The sequence below is a fragment of the Pedobacter glucosidilyticus genome (genome assembly GCF_002483235.1).
Lineage (GTDB): Bacteria > Bacteroidota > Bacteroidia > Sphingobacteriales > Sphingobacteriaceae > Pseudopedobacter > Pseudopedobacter glucosidilyticum_B.
On the sequence record NZ_DLHN01000015.1, the window covers coordinates 18,458 to 34,996 of the forward strand.

The following is a 16,539-nucleotide window of genomic DNA, read 5'->3' on the forward strand; positions in this document are numbered from 1 at the left end:
GCTCTATTATTTTAAAAAAGTAGTGATACTGTAAGGTTCTAAAAACAATTCTTTAGCAGTAATTCCTGTCATTATTTTTAAACCTTCTATATCCATTACATAATGTTGTAATACTGCGCTTTGCATGCTGTAATGATGTTTATGTAGAAAATCAGGTATAGTAATTTTCTTTCTCTGGGATGAAAAATTGATGATGATAGCTCTTGATGAGGATGAATTATTGATGACCCAACCTTGTAGAGCTTGTAGCGAGTGATGTTGATTGCTTGCTAATAGTGTATTATTTTTAAAAATGATTTCAGTGGCTTCTCCTCCAATTTCTGTTAATTGTGCAAATGTTTTCATGGCCAATCCGCCTGCGCTTAAAGACCATGGCTTGCTAATTATCTTCTCATTTTGTAGATGACTAAAACCTCTATCATTATTGTAAAGAGCGCCAAATATGGGCCCAATGATATTATGAAAATGTGTAATTTCTATTTGTGGATTTTTCAAAAACGCCAAATAAAAAGTACTGATAAATAAGGTATTTGCCCAAGTTCCTCTAATGGCGCTATTGTCTGCTCTAACATTAAACTCTGTAGCCCATATTTTTTTATCCAGAGGGACACGCATTTCTTTATGTCTGTTGGCTACTTCTAATGCTTTTAGCATCATTTTTTGAAAATTGCTATCTATATTAAGTAATGCTAATTCTTGTTGTTGCCTTAATTTAAGATTGTTACTTAGGTTGCCTCCGGTGGTTAGTCCTTCTTGTCCGGCTTGATTATTTGCCCTTTCTTGCGCCCCATCTAAACCAAAAGGAGTGTAAACATGAAAAATTACAGCATCAGCATTGGTTGCATATTTGAGCACACGTTCTGTCCAGTTTTTATGCCTTTCGCTTCTGACAGCCTCCCAACTTACTACGGCACATTTTACTTCCGGAAATTCTTCTTTGATAGCTTTAATCCATTCGTAACAGGTTTTGCCATAGTCTTCTGGTGTTGGAAATCTAGACATCTCTAGTTTAAGATTAAAATAAAGCTCATTACCCATTTCCACATATCTTACCGGTAAACCTAAAGCTTTTGCCCTACGTAAGCCTCTTAAAGCGTGTTCTAAATCTTTTGATAACATATTAAGCACATACACAGGTTCTGCTTTGCTGGCATCTATGGCTTTTTTAAAATTCTCTAGTGGATAACTGATTTTGAAGTTTTTCCACCCTTCTGATACTACCCAATTGATTAATAAACTATCGGGTACGGTAGGGTCTATCCATCCTCTATCCCAATCCCAAGTATTGGCGATGGTTCCCGCAGGATACCTGATGGTTCTTGCTCCAGATTTTACAAAACCATTTAGTAAATTGTTATTATCCCAAGGCATATTATTGGTGCCAACATTACCATTTAAGCCTACATAATTAGACTTGACGTTATGAGATACACCTTTACTTAACTTGATTTCCTGTGCATAAGCTGTTATCGCTAAAAAGCTAAGAATCAAAAATTGAATACCTGTTTTTTTCATGATTTACTTTTTTGTAGGCATAGTTGCTTTCACCTGAAAGCGCCATTGGTTTAAAAGATTTAACATTTTCTGAGTAATCAAGGGTTCTTGAGCTGAAATATCTTTGGTTTCGCTTTCGTCTGATTTTAAATTAAATAGTTGTACAGATGAGTCTTCTAAAGATTGAATAAGTTTAAAATCATTTAAACGTATGGCAGATGTAGGGCGACCACCTTGATTACTAAAATGTGGATAGTGAAAAAACTGAGGTTGAGAACGAATTAAATCTGGATTTTCGATGATCTCGGCAAAACTTGTACCATCAACAGTAAAGGTTGGCTTAGTACTGTTTGTCCAATCTAATAGCGTCGGTAAATAATCAACAGTGCTAACAAGAGTGTTGCTTACACATCCCTTTTTTTGTGATGGATGATAAATTAACAGAGGAATTCTTATACCACCTTCATAAAGCGTACCTTTTCCATTTCTTAATGGTGCTGAAGTGGTAGGTTTCAAGTCTCCAGCCTCATCTGTAACAACACCTCCATTATCTGAAAGAAAAATAACAATAGTATTTTTAAGCAAACCTTTTTGCTTTAACTTGCTCCATACTAAACCTATATTTTGGTCTAATTCTTCTACCATAGCCGCATATAGGGGATTAATATCTTTACCGTAAGGGTTGTATTTCTTTTGATATTTATCTTTTAAATGCTCTTGTGGCTGTAGTGGTAAATGAGGATTGTAATGCGTAAGCATGAGAAAAAAAGGCGTTTTACCAACAGTATCTAAATAAGACACAGCATCTTTGGTAATCATTTGTGTTATTTGAGGAAGCCTGTAACGGTTGCCTGTACTATCTACACCTTTTATCCATACATAAGAGTTGTTTTCGGGGATTAAACCATAATCATAATGGGCTACCTTATCAAAACCATTTTTTCCGGGATAACTTAACGCTGGCTGTGTATTTTCTCCTAAATGCCATTTTCCTATAAGTGCAGTTTGATAGCCTTCTTTTTTGAGATATTCTGGTAGGGTTTGCACCGCATAAGGTAAATAATTGATGTAATGTGCAGGAAGAACAGGTGAACGGTCATCTGTCTTTTTTCCATCAATAAAATTAGTTAAACCTAATCTTGCTGGATATTGACCTGTTAAAATACTGGCTCTGGTTGGTGAACAAACTGGTGCAGCCGAATAGGCATTTTTAAAAAGGATAGATTTTGAGGCTAGACGATTAATATGAGGTGTTTCTATAAATTTATTGCCATAACATCCTAAATCATTCCTGCCTAAATCATCAGCTATAATTAAAACAATATTAGGTTTTGTTTGCGAGAAGGCTATTTGGATAGAAACTGTAAGTATTAATAAAAACGCTTTTAAAACTTTCATTTCTTTTGTTTTATATGGAGATGAAGTTTGTTGACCTTCATCTCTCCTTATTAATAGTTTAAGAATGGTACAATGGTACTCCACTGACTTTGATGGTGGTGTTCTCCTTTGAAATCTTTTAGCCCAAATTCTATTCTGGTTTCATCTGTTAAGGTATCTAACCTTATACAAATCTCATTTTCGCCCTCATTAAATTCTTGTAAAAAAACATGTGCAGCAGGCCAACATCTTTTAATTTCTAAGCTTTTATAAACCTCTTTTCCATTAACAAATACAGTTAAATAACTGGTACAGCCCATGCAAACCCAAAGTTTTGTTGCGGAAGAAAATGTGAGATTACTATATAAAAACAAGGTTTTTTCTCCCTTGCCATAAAAAAATTTATCTACCGGAATATTAAAAGAACTGGTATGTATGGTATCTATGTGGAATGGCTGAGCTGCTCGGTCAGCAAGTAATGCTTTAATGCTGTTAACCTCAATAAAATCCTTTTGGATATTAACTTTATCATGGTTCATATAAATAGTAGATGGCATACTGCTCATGCCATGTTCAGGATAGTTTTCATCACACGGAATAAGTTTTTTATCATCCTCAATAAAAGGTCCTAAAAGAGCCCAAGAGCCATAGTAAGGCAAATTAACCGCTATTTCATGAAACTGCACATCGTCTTGTGCAATCAACAGCTTATAATAAAAAGCATTTTGATAAGATGTTGGAACTGGTAAATAGACTTCAAAATCGATGATAAAATCATCTGAATCTGTTTTTAATTTATCAATTTTATGGATGAGGTTACCTTGATCATCTTTAAGTGAAAAAGAAAGTTTTGAAGAGCTTTGTTTATCCGTAAAATAAATTCTGATGATTTGATGAGCCACAAAATAACTATCATCCCACAAAGGAAATGTTACTTTAACTTGATAGGGTGGATGAGGAATATTTAGGATGGATTGGTTATCTGATATAGCATCATAATCAAAATGCTGGCAAAATTTCATCCCCTCTTTACAGGTTGCTGCTGTTAGCTCAAATATGGTTGCGGGTTTATAAATATCTATGATAGCTTCGCTTATTAATATTTCTTCGCCTACACGCTCTTTCCATAAGGTTGGGATATTTTCATACCCTTTGATGATGCCAATTAAGGCACCTGCTGTAGCTACTATACAATCGCTATCATGCCCCATGTGTAGTGCTTGAGTAATACAATTAAAATCAGTATTAGAAGTTGCCAGGGTAAGTATGGTAAAAGCAATATTCATTGGGGCCGATGTAAAATCAGCATCACCATAGAAACTTTTAATTTTATACATCACTTTTTCTGCATCATGCTGGTTACACCAATCCAAAACTTTGATGACTAAGGCATACATAGAACCATTGTTGGGTATGTATGCCAAAGCTTTTCTTAATACCTGCATGATATCGGTCTCAAAAAACGCAATAGAAGCACAAACTGAAAAATATTGCTCTGCTTCTACGCTAAAACCGCTATGATCTAAACTACCATCTATACCTGCATAATAAGCTGCTTTTTCTGGCATCCCTGGACACAACATTCCCCATAACTCGCTTCTTATAGGGCAGCCCATACTGCTTTTCCAATAATAATTATTCAATCGGCCACTTTCTGGAGGTATAATACCGATATTTAAATTTCTAGTTGCAATACCGTATTCATTCCAAGGGAAACCCACAAAATTTTTCCAGTGCTGTGCAAAATCTTTTTCATTGATATGAACAGATTTTTTCATCACCATATCCAGCCATAATACTTGGAGATCCAAATCATCATTAGCAAAATTAGTTTCAAATAATTTATCACTAATTTCAATATCATTAAAGTGTTTAAACCCTTCTATTGGAGCACCCAGAATTCCTCCGGCACATTTACCAACCCAGCCACCTAGTACTTTATCGTAATACTTATCGTATGTTAATTGTGTCATTTTATTTATTATATCTTATCTTTTTTTGTCACCCAAAATGGTGCACTTAAAAACCACATAAAAGCGCCTACAATCATAAAAATTTCATACTGCTTAAAAGTTATAAGGCCATGAAATGATAAAAAAGCTGGTACTGCCGTAAATAATAACCCCAAATAGGATAGCGTTTTTAATATGATTTTTATCGGGTAATTTGCCATCTTGTAATGTTTATAATGAATCTTTGATGATGTTTTTACGCTGTTTCATTTGCCTTAACTTGCATAAAAACAAGTAAACTATGGCTGCAATAAACCAACCTGGTATAGCCATAAAAAAGAAAAAGTCTAGCTCTAGCCCTAAATAAATAAGGTAGCAAAGCGTTACCGAAATTATCCATGTAGCTGCAACGGCCCAGTTTATTTTCCCGTTTCTGTGATGAGAATAGTCTGTCTCGAGATTAAGTTTTTTAAATACATAAACCTCCAGAACTACAATAGCCCCAACAGGTGCGGCAATTAAGGCAAACCAGGCCAATAAATTATCTAGTTTGGAAACAATACCGGGGAATGAAGCCATTAAAGCAGCTGCTACGCCTAACCAGGCTGTTATTTTCCATCTTTTTGTTGATGGAAAAATACCTTGTATAGCTAAACCAGCCCGGTACAAAGTTGGGTTGGCGGTTGTCCAGCCAGCAATAACTACACATATAATACCGGCTATGCCAGCTCCTATACCCGCTACCTGACCCGGAGTAGGGTCTGAAATACCTGCTTGTAATGCTGCTGCGCAAAGTATCCCCGAAGCTATCCATGCCATAAAATGCCCTATAAACATCCCTCCAAAAGAGGCAATGCCGTAATAAGATTTTTTAGCATATCTATATATAAAAGTATCTGCCAAGCCAATGTGCATAGCAGTGTTACAAAGCCATGCAAAAAACATGATATGCCAAAAATTGTATTTTGACATGCCTTCTACCGGTGTTCCTGTCCAAATGGTGGTATTGGCTACGGTCCAGAAATCACTAAAAGAATGAACACCCAATTGAGGTAAGGTAGCAATACCCGAAGCTAAGAAAACCCATGGCATCCATGGTGTGCTGATGGTTGCAAATTTTGAAACCAAATCAATTCCTTGAATAGCAATTACGGTAATAAGTGCTACCAAAACAGTTACCAATACAACCCAAGTAATGCCACTTGGCAGCATCTGAGAGAAACTTGGTGTTTCTAAGCCCAAGACCAATGAAATTGCTCCGGCAGAAACAACAGCCATAAAAGCTGCAAAAACACATGCTTGTATACCTGATATTCCATTAAAAATAGAAACTAACTTATAACCGCTTATTCTTTCTAATTGATAAAAAAGTGTTAAACGTGTTTTTACGGCAAGAGGCGCACAAATTAATGTCCAACTTAATGTTGCCAGTATATTTCCTACCAGAAGACCTAATATAACATCTGAAGCTGTTGCACCATGTAAAACAAATAATGGCCCAATAACAAATTCTGTTCCTGCAATGTGCTCGCTGGCTACCAGAGCTAAAAAATCTTTAAATCCTTTAACTTTAGATGCAGGTACGGGTTCTCTTTCATAATCATTGATTGCATCTAACTGATCACTTATAGATGTCGCAGTATTATCAGACATAAAAATTTTAGAGATTTATATTTAAAAAAAAGGTTGCTTAAAAGCCACATCATTAGCTTTTAAGCAACCTCAAATAAATGGGTTAATTTGGATTTTGAGCTTCCAAACCTACTTGAAAGTTTAGTGTTAAGTCGTCCACATGAAATTTCAGTAATGTTCTATTAGAATTCCATTCAAAAGTTTGTGTTCCTCTGGTTAATGGGGCAACTTGTGAAGCAGGATAAATGGCTCCGTTAGCTGCATTATAGGCTGCCATACGTTTCCAGCTCCAGAAATCAAAACCTTCAAAAAGTAATTCTCTTTGTCTTTCTCTAACAATTTCTGCTATCAAGCCAGCTTGAGTACCACCAATTGCTGGGTCTAACAAAGTACGGTTAACATAACCTGTTATAGCTCTTCTTCTAATCAAATTATAATCATCTAAGGCTAAAGCAGTATTTCCTTGTACAGCGTTAATTTCCGCCCTGGTTATCACCAATTCTGCTGCTCTGATTAATGGGAAAGTTTGCATTCCTATTAGAGTAGCTTGCGTTTGAAAACCCCATTTTTGTGTTAAACGTTGGTTTCCTATTGCTCCCGCAAAAGCATTATTGAATGTTAACTGCGTAAATCTCCTATCGTTAACTACATCATCAAAAAGAGGACTTGTGGTAACCGCAGTATTTGAAGGAGGGTTAGGTGTTGGTCTGTTTAAAAACCATCTAGCTGCCCCTCTACTTTGAGGGTTTCCTCCTGACTCATTAGTGATGTTAATAGAAGCATTGGTATAACCTGCGGTAGCGGTAGTGCTATTTACCAAACGTAAAATTTCTTCTGAATTAGCAGGCGGAGCTGTAAAGCCTGTACTATTAAATGGTAAAGTTATATCATTTTGTAAGCTATATACCCTATTACCCGTTTCTGGCGTTCCGGTAATAGTACCCGGTGTATTGCCAATAACTTTATCAATAGTTTCTTTAGCTAATTGATAACTTGCTGGCGTTGCTTGTTGGAAATACACCCTAGCTAACACTGCTAAAGCCGCTGCTTTGTTAGCTCTAAACCTGTAGGCAGGAAAAGCACCATGAATGTTTGCATCATAAGCCACAGGCAATAAAGCTGCTGCTTGTTGCAAATCGCTAATAATTTGGTCGTAAGTTTCTTCTATAGTAGCTCTTTTAACCCCCACAGAACCATCAATAGAAGGTTCTAAAGGTAACAAGATACCGCCACCAGACGTATTGGTATTATGACCATATTGGTGAGCCCAAAATCTAGCTGCATAAAAGAAACATAAACCTCTTATAAAATAAGCTTCACCCATTAACCTATCCTTTTGTCTGCTAAATTCAGAATCGGCAGGTGGTGTATTATTAATATAAAATAAGGTACTATTAGCACTAGCAATAGGTACATATAGGTTTCTTGATAATCTTGCCAAAAAAACATTATCTGGCTGCATAGAGAAATTATACATCAAATTGGTAGCCGCATTTGCACCACTTTGAGGCGAAGGAAACACAGTTCTTGTTGCACCCATAGCTTCTGCATAAAGCGCCATATCAAAAACCGATGAAGAGTTTACCGTTGGCGGACCTTGTGCAATAAGCCTTCCATAACCGCTGTTAATTATTCCGTCTAGATTTGCTGTACTTTGGTTTACCACACCACTAGATAATTCATCATTTGGAGGTAAATCAAACTTTTTACAGGCGTCAAATACAAAGCAGGTTAAGACCAAAACTAGGTACTTGGTGTATTTATGTTCAAATAATCGTTTCATTGATTTATACTTTAAAAATTAAAAATTCAACTGAAATCCAAAGCCAAAATTTCTTGCTTGCGGAGGATCAGCATTGGTTTGAGACGGTGCTATATTCTGTGGCTGATTGTTGAAATCTTGGAAGGTTATGGTTCCGCTGATTTCTGGATCCCAACCTGGGAAATCTGTAAACGTCAGCAAATTGGTAGCTGTTAAGAATATAGAAGCTCTGTTAATTTTTGCTCTTTGTGTTAATTTAGTTGGCAAATCATAACTTAATCTCAAGTTTCTTAATCTTGCATAATCTCCTTTGTAAAGGAAACGGGTAGTTGCCTGACCAGAATAAGTTGGATTAAAGAAGAAACCAGGGTTTGTTGCATTATCTCCTGGTTGTGTCCATCTGTTCTCTAAAAACTGACTTTGAACATTTCTTGGTCCTTGCAACATATAAGCCTGACTTTGCGCACCAGCATCATAAATCCAATTACCTAAGCTAAAGGTAAATAAAGTTGAAAGTGTAAATTGTTTGAAACTGAAAGTATTAGAAACACCTCCTGTCCAATTAGCTTGTCCTGGTTTATCTGTTATAGGGGCAGATATTTCATCCCAGTTAACATTTGGAGTAGTTGTGCCACCTGCTACGCGTCCGAATGGGTCAACAACTATTCTTCTATTAACATCATGTGTTTTATTACCTCTGGCATCAAAAACAATCGCACCTGCATTATCTCTAACAACGTCTGCAAATACTTCAAATCCAGTAGTAGGGTCTACTCCTAAATATTTAGGCAAATAATAAGTACCTAAAGGCATACCCACATAAACCCTATTAACACCAAAGGCTACAGCACTAGGGTCTAAGCCTCCTAAATCAGTAACTTCATTTTGATTGTATGCCACATTAACATTTATATTCCAATTAAAGGCTTTGCCATTAACAACTTTGGCACCTAATTGTACCTCATGTCCCCAATTTTTTAAAGCCCCTGCGTTTCTATAGTTTCTACCTCCTAGTATTCCGCTTGTTGGAGAAGGCGCTGCACCTAAAATTAAGTCGGTAGTATTACGAATATAATAGTTATATGACCCTGTAATTCTGTTATCAAATAAACCAAAATCCGCAGCCAAGTCTGTCATTGCAGTTCTTTCCCATCTGATGTTTTCTGCTAATGCCTGAATTCTTCTTAAAGGATGTCCGATTTGACCACCGTAAAAGGCATTACCAACACCAAAACCACCATAAGAAATAGCTTCTACACCACCTGGGTTTGAGTTACCTGTTAAACCCCAGCTTGCTCTCAATTTTAAGTTAGAAAGCCATTTAGAGTCTGATAAGAAGTCTTCATCCGTAACATTCCATCCGGCTGATAAAGAAGGGAAATTTGCCCATCTGTTATTAGCTCCAAATCTTGAAGAACCATCTCTCCTGAAACTAGCACTAAAAATGTATTTGCTCTTGTAGTTGTAGTTTAATCTGGAGAAAAAAGACAAGTATAAATATTGGTCTAACCTATCCTGTGAGGTTGCTAAACCTGCAACTTGAGTGGTATTTAAAGATGGTGCACTAGGTAATTGTGTTGATTGTATAAATGCTGATCTGTTATTGTTATAACTATATTGGTTACCTACAACCAAATCAAAATTATGCTCGTTATTGATGCTTTGTTTAAAAGTGAAGAAGTTATTACTGTTGATGGTATTAGATGATCTTGTTCTAAAATCATTAACACCTCTGATGGTTCCAAGCTCGCCACCAGGAGTAATAGCCGGATTCATATAAAACCTGTTTATCTGATTGATATAATCATTACCAACTTCTGATCTAAAAGTTAATGATTTTAATATTTTATACTCGGCGTAGATATTGCTTAAAAACCTTTGGTTATCTACACTACTATTAAATAGTAGTTCATCTTGAAAAACCAAATTATTTACCGATTGTGGAACGCCAAATAAGGTACCATCCGCATTAAAACGCGGGAAAATAGGTAAAACAGAGTTAACGGCATTAAAGAAACCACCTGGACTAAAACCTTGCGCAAATTGAGATGGGTTACCAATTGGATAAAGGTTGTTTTTAGTATAACTACCATTAATCATTGCGCCCAATTTTAATTTTGAAGAAGCTGTATGGTCTAAATTTACTCTTCCACTTATTCTTTCAAAATCATTACGCTGTAAAATACCATCTTCTTTAGCGTAATTTAAACTGGTAAAGAACTGAGTTTTATCACTACCACCAGAAGCAGAAACGCCTGCATTAAAATTTGCACCATTTTTTCTAAACACATCATCCAAATGATTGATATTTTGGTTTGCAGTGGCAATGGCTAGGTTTTCATCATAATTTAAAGAAGGTATTGCATTAGCAAAAAACTGGCTATATCCTCCATTTACAAAATCAGGAGGTACACCCCCTAAGTTTCCATTAAAAGTTAAACCAGTGTTTATAGAGTTTTGAATAGCTTCTTCTCTTAAACTTAAGAACTCATTACCATTAGCGAATGAAACTTTATTGGTTGGATTGTTAACGCCATAAGAAACATTTGCAGAAAATTTGGTAACGCCAGACTTTCCTTTTTTAGTGGTAATTAAAATTACACCATTGGCCGCTCTTGCTCCATAAATAGCGCTGGCTGCTGCATCTTTTAAGATTTCAACCGATTCTATTTCATCAGCATCAATATTAGCCATAGGATTGGCAGGAGGAGAACCGCCTCTTCCGGTATTTCCAAAAAGACCAGAGTTGTCTGATTCTACAGGAATACCATCAATAATGTATAAAGGCTCGCCATTTGAAAAAATAGAACCGCTACCTCTTACCCTGATACGGGCAGGAGCACCTGCCATACCACTGGTTCCTGTTACGTTTAGACCCGGAGCCAAACCTTGTAAAGAGTTTTGAAAGTTTGGAGTAGCAATAGCTGCAATATCCTCGCCCTTCACTTTGGATACGGAACCTGTTAATGTTTTCCTGCTCTGCGTACCAAAGCCCACCACAACAACTTCATCTAAAGCTGATATGTTGTCTTCTAGCTCAACAGAAATAGTTTTTCTATTGTTTACAGGAATTTGTAGAGATTTAAAACCAACACCAGAAAACACCAATACTGCGTTTCCGGCTGCTTTAATACTAAAGTTTCCATTGGTATTGGTTACAACCCCGTTGGTTGTATTTAAAACTTTAACAGATATACCCGGCAATGGTAGCCTGTCTGTTTTGGAAATGACTCTACCCTCGACATTGTCTTGTGCAAGTAGAATCTGCTGACTTGAATAAATCAGCAAGATCATGAGTAATAATCTTTTCATTAGTTGAAATGATTTAATGTAAATAATTTGGTTAGTAATTGACTTTGGTAAAAATGCTTGATTAGTAGGCTGTGTAACTCCTGATTCGCAAAATTGAAGTGAATTATCATCATAAATAATCTTAAGTTTTTGATTTTCAATGAATTAAATGACAACTAAAAAAACACCTTATCACGTGATATTATGTTAAAAATTAAGATTAAATATCTATTAAGTTTATAGATTAAATAGTACTTATATTGGCATTTTATTAAACTATCTTGTACTTTGGACGTAATTTGTCAAGAAATGATGAAGATAAAGTGTAGGAAGTAAATACTAGTTGAGTTGAGATTTTTGAAACTGGCGTGGGGTAAAACCAGTAAATTTTTTGAAGTTGGTATAAAAAACTGATTCTGAATTGTATCCACTTTCTAAAGCAATGGTATACATTTTATCATTCATGGTTTTAGGATTTAGCAATAACTTTTTTGCCTCTTCAATTCTTTTATAGTTGATAAACTCATTAAATGTTTGGCCCAAATGTTCGTTTAAAAATATAGACAAAATATAAGGTTGTACATTTAATGCTTTAGCTAAGCCTTTCTCATTTAAATCCCACTGCTTGTAAATTTTATCAATATCAATAGCTTTATTTAAATTGCTTTTGTAGAGTAATATTTCCTCCTCGCTAAGTTTTAGTTTATTCTTCTTTGAAATGGTAATATTAAACAACTCAATTTTATCCATCTGCAAAAGCTGAGGTTCTTTTAGGGCATATATACCGGCTAATAAAAGTATAATACTATCTGTAATCACCAACACCATTTCTAGTATGGGGTTAAGTTGCGTTCTAAAGGAAGGTAAAAATTGGTTCTTAATTAAGATAAAGTACGCTGTTATCATTTTTAAGAAAAATATGATAAACAGGAGTTTCAACCAATCAACCACCTCTTTCTTATTAAATTCTTTTAACTGATATGCCTTTACCTTTCTAATATATAATATAGCATATACTGTATATGAAATAACAACAGCTAATAAAACAATATCATGATATGCTGTACCTATATAAAGGTTATAAGAAAAGGGTAACCATTTAAAAATTAAAAAATAAGAAGTAAAAAGTATAACTAAAATAGTAGGTAAGAAATACAACCACAAATGTTTAGGATAACGCCTGTTTAAAATAAGCAGCATATAGATATATACAATAGGTCCTAAACTTATGTCTATATAGTCAGATAGAAATACAAACTCTGGATGGGTATCTAGAAAATCTGCAAAGCGCAATAAATACTGATTACCTATATAAACAGATGTTAGCACATAAAATAAGGAGAGAAAAAAATTGGCTCTTGTGAATTTCATGATTAAAATAGAAACCCCAAAAAACAATCCTTGAAAACATGCCCAAATGTATAGTGCTGATAACATAAAACAATAATTACAGTAAAGTTATGGTTACACCTGTCTTAATTTATAGTTTATTAATCCGGTTTTGCAAATTCAAAGTCGCCAAATTAAAGGAAATATTACTTTCATCCACCAATTATAAACAAAATGATTAAAAAAATTTTCTTTTTAGGGTATCTATATTTTTTTAGCACCCTTATTTATGCCCAAACCAAATCACCTATTCTACATGATGATGGTAAAGTTACTTTTCAGATAATTGCACCAAAAGCTAAAAATGTATTCTTAGGTGGTTGGGATTTGATGAGCTACCTAGGTTACACCAAAAGTGGAGCCAAACCTTTTAATGGTGTCGCTATGCAAAAATCAGATAGTACTACCTTTAGTATTACGGTGGGGCCTTTAAAACCTAATACTTATCAATATCATTTTGTGGTTGATGATGTTAGGATACTAGACCCTCTTAATAAAAAAGTAGTTACAGGCTCGCAACTCCCTAGTAGTACTTTTACGATAGAAGATTCATCAAACGGATATTTAGCTCAAAGAAATATAGCGCATGGTACATTACATAAAGAAGTTTATTTTTCAAACATCGTTAACAAAAACAGAGATTTATATATTTATACCCCTCCAGGTTATGATGGCAAAAAGAAGTATCCTGTTTTGTACCTTTTGCATGGCGCTGGTGAAGTAGCACACTCTTGGAGCAGTATAGGATTTGCAAATGTAATTGCTGATAATTTGCTTGCAGACCAAAAAATTAAACCTTGCATTATAGTCATGCCAGATGGACATGCCATAGAAAGGGATAATGGTGGTATAAATCAAAATAACACGTTATTATTTGAACAAGATTTTATTCAAAACATTCTACCTTTTGTAGAAAACAATTACAGTTGTATCCAAAAAAAATCTGGAAGAGCCATTGCTGGTCTTTCTATGGGCGGTATGCAAACATCTGTTATTGGCTTTAATCATTTAAATTTATTTGATTATATAGGTGTATTTAGTGCCGGACTACCAAAATTCACAAGCGATAGAGCCGATTTATTAGCCAATCCAGAGCAACTTAATAAAAATTTAAAGCTATTTTTTATTGGCGTAGGCAGTATAGATAAAGTAGGCATAAACCCTACAACTAAACATAGAGGAGCGGCAGAAGAACTGCAAGACCTCCATTTAACTTTAAAACAAAAAGGCATTCATCATACCTATATCGTTTTACCAAACGTAGACCATACATGGTTTGCCTGGCGTCCTTTATTAGCAGAATACTTTCTTCCTTCACTTTGGCAAAAATAATACATGAAAAAGTTCATTATCTTAAGCACATCTATTTTAATATTTCTAAGTTGTACAGGTTTTTCTCAAGACTTAAGCAAATTTGTAAATCCGTTTATAGGAACATCTAATGCCGGAAACACTCATCCAGGAGCAGTACTTCCGTGGGGCACAGCATCAGTGGTTCCGCACAATACTTACAAAGGCCCTACACCCTATGTACATGGCGAAAAATATTTGCTAGGCTTTGGTAACTTACAACTCTCTGGTGTAGGCTGCCCAGAAACTGGCAGTATTTTATTAAGACCCACCCATGGAGATCTTTTTACTGATGTAGAAAAAGGAAAATCAACCTATATTCATGAGCAAGCAGCACCGGGTTACTATAGTACTTTTTTAGAAACTCATCATATCTTAGCTCAAATGACAGCCACACAAAGAAGTGGCAGATCAAAATATACCTATCCTAAAGGAAAAAATCATTTGATTATTGATTTAGGAACCACACAAAGCCATATTAAAGGTGGTTTAATAGAAATAATCTCTGATAATGAAATAAGAGGCTATAAAAATGAAGGTAATTTTTGCGATTCTAGATTATCAAGAAAAACATTCTTTTACATTAAAATCATTGGTCCTTCTTCAAAAACCGGATTGTTTAATGGCACCCAACTGCTAGCAGATAAAACTATCTCTGGAGAGAAAGTTGGTGCTTACTTAAGTTATAACTTTGTTAAAGAAACCAGTATAGAGGTTTTGGTAGGTATATCTTTCGTAAGTATAGAAAATGCAAAGCAAAACCTAGAGGCTGAACAACCTAAAGATAAATCTTTTAAAGAAATTAAAAACTTAGCCAGAAAAGCCTGGAATACAGAGCTTAGTAAGATAAAAGTAAAAGATGATGCTGATACCAACAAAACTAAATTTTATACGGCCTTATACCATACCCTTATCCATCCTATGGTTTATAATGATGTTAACAATGATTATTTAACCATGCAAACCGAAGATCAAAAAGAAAGATTTGTCAAAAAAACAGATTATACAAGATATTCGGTTTTTTCTTTATGGGATACTTATAGAACTGTTCATCCATTATTTACATTGCTATACCCAAAACAGCAAAGAGACATGACCCAAAGTATGATAGACATGTATAAAGAAGGGAAATGGCTACCAAAATGGGAATTATTTGGGCAAGAAAGTTGGGTAATGGTTGGAGACCCTGCCAGTATCGTAATTGCAGACACCTATTTGAAGGGAATTAAAGATATTGACATTAAAACTGCTTACGAAGGGATGCTAAAAAGTGGTTCTTATCTAAAATCTCAAAACTATCTTAGACCAGGTTTAAAAGAATATCTAAAATATGGTTATATCCCTATTGATAAAAGAGGTGGAGCCGATAGTACCCTGTTTTCTTTTAATAATGGTTATGTATGGGGGCCGGTATCAACTGCACAAGAGTATTATCTGTCTGATTTTAATATTTCCAGAATAGCTAAAGCATTGGGTTTTAAAGATGATGAAAAAACCTACTTAGAAAGAAGTAATAATTTTACCACCTTGTTTGATGATAGCTTAAAATTTTTTAGACCTAAAAACAGTAATGGTACTTGGCTTACTCCGTTTAATCCCTTAGATAGAACCTTTGATATAAGATGGGAAAAAAGCGGTGGACATGGCTATGTAGAAGGTACTGCTTGGATTTATAGATTTTTTGTGCCGCATAACCCTCAAAAGCTGATTGCTTTGTTTGGCGGTAATAAACCTTTTAAGGATAGTTTGGATTTACTTTTTTCTAAAAAGTATTTTGATATTACCAACGAGCCTGATATTAGCTATCCATACTTGTATAATTATATTGAAGGAGAAGAAAACAATACTTCTGCAACTGTTCATCACATCATAGATCATTCATACTCTACCAAACCTGGTGGCATCCCTGGTAATGATGATGCCGGAACGCTATCGGGATGGTTAGTTTTTGCAATGTCTGGCATTTATCCTGATTGCCCCGGAATTCCGGTTTATCAGATTAGTGTTCCAAAATTTAAAAAAGTGATATTAAACCTCTCTCAAGATTATTGGAGTTCTGATAAATTAACTATAGAAAGAATTGGTGAGGGTATAAAGATTAAAGAAATATGGCTTGATGGACAAAAACTATCTTCTTTTTCTATTAAGCATGAAGATCTTGTTAAAGCTAAAAAGTTAACTATTAAAACCTTTTAAATTTTTTACCTCTTTTTCCATTTTTATCAGTGATATTTGATTATCACTGATAAAATTTCTTATTTCTTGAATATGACATCACCAACATCAAAAAGT

The 16,539-nt window shown here is 34.9% G+C and carries 9 protein-coding genes; 2 read left to right on the forward strand and 7 right to left on the reverse strand.

Going from position 1 to position 16,539, the window contains the following annotated elements:
* Positions 1-6 precede the first annotated feature (6 nt).
* From B2745_RS03350 to B2745_RS03380, 7 genes are all read right to left on the reverse strand, one after another.
* Positions 7-1,515, reverse strand: coding sequence for a hypothetical protein (locus B2745_RS03350; protein ID WP_304063680.1), 1,509 nt, complete (start codon positions 1,513-1,515; stop codon positions 7-9).
* A gap of 3 nt (positions 1,516-1,518) precedes the next feature.
* Positions 1,519-2,892, reverse strand: coding sequence for a sulfatase (locus B2745_RS03355; RefSeq protein ID WP_304063683.1), 1,374 nt, complete (start codon positions 2,890-2,892; stop codon positions 1,519-1,521).
* Positions 2,893-2,942: 50 nt separating this feature from the next.
* Positions 2,943-4,844, reverse strand: a complete 1,902-nt coding sequence (locus tag B2745_RS03360; protein ID WP_304063686.1) for an ADP-ribosylglycohydrolase family protein — start codon at positions 4,842-4,844, stop codon at positions 2,943-2,945.
* A 210-nt stretch (positions 4,845-5,054) separates the two neighbouring features.
* Positions 5,055-6,476, reverse strand: coding sequence for a purine-cytosine permease family protein (locus B2745_RS03365; RefSeq protein ID WP_304063689.1), 1,422 nt, complete (start codon positions 6,474-6,476; stop codon positions 5,055-5,057).
* A gap of 82 nt (positions 6,477-6,558) precedes the next feature.
* On the reverse strand, positions 6,559-8,238 hold the full coding sequence (locus B2745_RS03370) for a RagB/SusD family nutrient uptake outer membrane protein (protein ID WP_304063692.1): 1,680 nt from the start codon (positions 8,236-8,238) through the stop codon (positions 6,559-6,561).
* A gap of 18 nt (positions 8,239-8,256) precedes the next feature.
* Positions 8,257-11,529: a SusC/RagA family TonB-linked outer membrane protein gene (locus tag B2745_RS03375; RefSeq protein ID WP_304063695.1), complete on the reverse strand. Its 3,273-nt coding sequence runs from the start codon at positions 11,527-11,529 to the stop codon at positions 8,257-8,259.
* A 318-nt stretch (positions 11,530-11,847) separates the two neighbouring features.
* Positions 11,848-12,879 carry a helix-turn-helix transcriptional regulator gene (locus tag B2745_RS03380; protein ID WP_162143074.1) on the reverse strand — a complete coding sequence of 344 codons (1,032 nt, stop codon included), beginning with the start codon at positions 12,877-12,879 and terminating at the stop codon, positions 11,848-11,850.
* A 192-nt stretch (positions 12,880-13,071) separates the two neighbouring features.
* On the opposite strand from B2745_RS03380, the gene B2745_RS03385 reads away from it, so the two are divergent.
* The gene (locus B2745_RS03385) at positions 13,072-14,229 is read left to right on the forward strand and encodes an alpha/beta hydrolase-fold protein (RefSeq protein ID WP_304063698.1); all 1,158 of its coding nucleotides are present in this window, start codon (positions 13,072-13,074) and stop codon (positions 14,227-14,229) included.
* A 3-nt stretch (positions 14,230-14,232) separates the two neighbouring features.
* Positions 14,233-16,443 (forward strand): GH92 family glycosyl hydrolase, encoded by a 2,211-nt coding sequence (locus tag B2745_RS03390; protein ID WP_304063700.1) that lies wholly within the window; start codon positions 14,233-14,235, stop codon positions 16,441-16,443.
* Positions 16,444-16,539 lie beyond the last annotated feature (96 nt).

Coding starts and splice junctions, on each gene's coding strand:
- B2745_RS03365 (WP_304063689.1), bottom strand. CDS start 6,476: ATGTCTGATAATACTGCGACATCTATAAGTGATCAGTTAGATGCAATC.
- B2745_RS03350 (WP_304063680.1), bottom strand. CDS start 1,515: ATGAAAAAAACAGGTATTCAATTTTTGATTCTTAGCTTTTTAGCGATA.
- B2745_RS03380 (WP_162143074.1), bottom strand. CDS start 12,879: ATGAAATTCACAAGAGCCAATTTTTTTCTCTCCTTATTTTATGTGCTA.
- B2745_RS03385 (WP_304063698.1), top strand. CDS start 13,072: ATGATTAAAAAAATTTTCTTTTTAGGGTATCTATATTTTTTTAGCACC.
- B2745_RS03390 (WP_304063700.1), top strand. CDS start 14,233: ATGAAAAAGTTCATTATCTTAAGCACATCTATTTTAATATTTCTAAGT.
- B2745_RS03355 (WP_304063683.1), bottom strand. CDS start 2,892: ATGAAAGTTTTAAAAGCGTTTTTATTAATACTTACAGTTTCTATCCAA.
- B2745_RS03370 (WP_304063692.1), bottom strand. CDS start 8,238: ATGAAACGATTATTTGAACATAAATACACCAAGTACCTAGTTTTGGTC.
- B2745_RS03375 (WP_304063695.1), bottom strand. CDS start 11,529: ATGAAAAGATTATTACTCATGATCTTGCTGATTTATTCAAGTCAGCAG.
- B2745_RS03360 (WP_304063686.1), bottom strand. CDS start 4,844: ATGACACAATTAACATACGATAAGTATTACGATAAAGTACTAGGTGGC.